The organism is Cetobacterium sp. (assembly GCF_048470075.1).
In the GTDB taxonomy this organism is placed as follows: Bacteria; Fusobacteriota; Fusobacteriia; order Fusobacteriales; family Fusobacteriaceae; genus Cetobacterium_A.
Genome location: NZ_DBGBQB010000047.1, coordinates 1 through 2,029, shown reverse-complemented (window position 1 = coordinate 2,029; position 2,029 = coordinate 1). Strand labels below are relative to the sequence as shown.

At 26.0% G+C, this 2,029-nt stretch carries 1 protein-coding gene; it reads left to right on the top strand.

Features of this window, described 5'->3' with window-relative positions:
• Window positions 1-133: 133 nt before the first annotated feature.
• Window positions 134-1,996: a replication initiator protein A gene (locus ACMOUI_RS01470; RefSeq protein ID WP_418963973.1), complete on the top strand. Its 1,863-nt coding sequence runs from the start codon at window positions 134-136 to the stop codon at window positions 1,994-1,996.
• Window positions 1,997-2,029: the final 33 nt, after the last annotated feature.

Below are 2,029 nucleotides of genomic sequence, written 5' to 3'. Positions count from 1 at the left end.
GTTAATAAGGGATATAAAAAACAGAAAAATATTATTGTTAATATACAGAAAAAATGTTATATTATATTGTGCTAGATATATTTATTATTGTATATATACATATTTGGTATTATAAAATTATAGAGAGGTTTTTATGGAGAAGAAGGTGAAAAAAGAAAAAGAGGATATTGTAGAAAATTTTAATATTACTTCTACAGGATCACTTTTAACAGATATAACAAAAATTGATATAAGATTAAATCAATTGCCAGATATAGAAGTGAGAGAAGTTATTATAAAAGAAACTGGAAATTTTTTGAATTTAAAAGATAATGTAATAAATATACCTGTAGAAATGATAGTATTTCCATTTTTTACTCCACAGAAACAGAATAAAAGAGTTAATTTTCAATACTCATTTGAGGATTTAGGAGTAACAATGTACTGTACATTGGTTGCAAAGGATTCAAGAGATAAAGTTTTTCAACCCTCAATTTTTGAGGAAAAGATATATACATATTTGATTTCAACCTATGAAGCTAAAAAAGATTTAGATGATGAAGATGAGTATATAGAGTTTGAAATTTCAGATTTTATTGTAAATTTTTTAGGAAATAAGATGAATAGAACCTATTACACAAAAGTTGAGCAAGCATTAAAAAATCTGAAAAATACTGAATATCAATTTATAGTATCGAATCATACGAAGTTAGGAAAATATAAATTTGAAGATGAAGAGTTTAAACTTTTAACATATCAAAAATTAAAAAAAGGGAAAAAAATCTATTATAGAGTAACTTTAAATAAAAATATAAGAAAAAAAATCAGTGATAAAAGATATATAAAATATAATTCAAAAGCGTTGATGGAAATTTTAGCAAAAGACCCAATAGCTGGTAGAATTTATAAATATATTAGTAAAATTAGATATGAAAAGCAGGAAGATAGGATAAATCTTAGAACAATAGCAGCGATAATACCATTAAAAACGGAGCAGACAACAGAGAGAGTAAATAAAAATGGAGATACAAAGACCTATGTTCTTTGTAGAATGAAACAGGTTTTAAAAAGGGTAGAAAAAGCTTATGATGTGTTAGTTGAGCTGGGATATGTGGAGTATTATGATTCATATCAGGATAAAGAGGAGGACACATACTATATAATATATAAATTCAATAGTGAAAAAGATGGAGAGTGTCATGTTTCATCCTTTATTGAAACTTCCAAGTCCAATAGACCAAAGGAGATAACATACTCAAAAGAGAAGGAAAGATATATAGAAAGACCTGGTTTTAGTGGTGATGATATAGAGGAAGCTGAAATTGTTGAGGTTATAGAGGAAAAGCCTGAAGAGAAAAGAGTAGAAAAAGAGATTTTAAAAATAGAAAAAAAGGCAACACCAAAAAAAGAGATTATAAAAAAGACAGAGAAAAATAGTGAGTTTGCATATCCAGAAGAGGTTATAAAAAATATTCAAAAAGCTAAGAAAAACATCTATGTTTCAAGATCTTGGGATAAGAGAACAGATACAAAGATAAAAAAGATTTTTATAGAAGAGGGAGAGGTAGTATTAATTGAAGTTTTAAAAATTATATATAAAAACTTAAACTCCAATATAAAAACTACACTGGTTCAGTATATTAATGGTGTTCTAAAAAACCTCTTAAGTCAAGAGAGTGATGTTTCAAAACAAAACTTAACACTTTTTAACAATATTGTGAAAGAGAAGGGATTAATCAGTAAGAAAAAGATTAACCAAGCCAGAAGAACAGTGAAAAAACCAGTTATAAATAGTTTGAAAGAGTTGATAGACGAAACAGACATATCTGTAGATATATTAAAGGTTTTCGATGAATATGATGAGTATGAAAAACTAAAAATTGAGGAGCAAGCTATCAACCTTTGCTCTTTGGAAGAAAATATAGATGTGAATTTTTTACTTACAATGAAGAGAAAATCAAAAAAAATCTATTTTAATACAATAAAAAAATATATTGAAAGGGTTATTAATGAGTAGATTTAACAAAACGTTAAATATGTTAAATCAGAG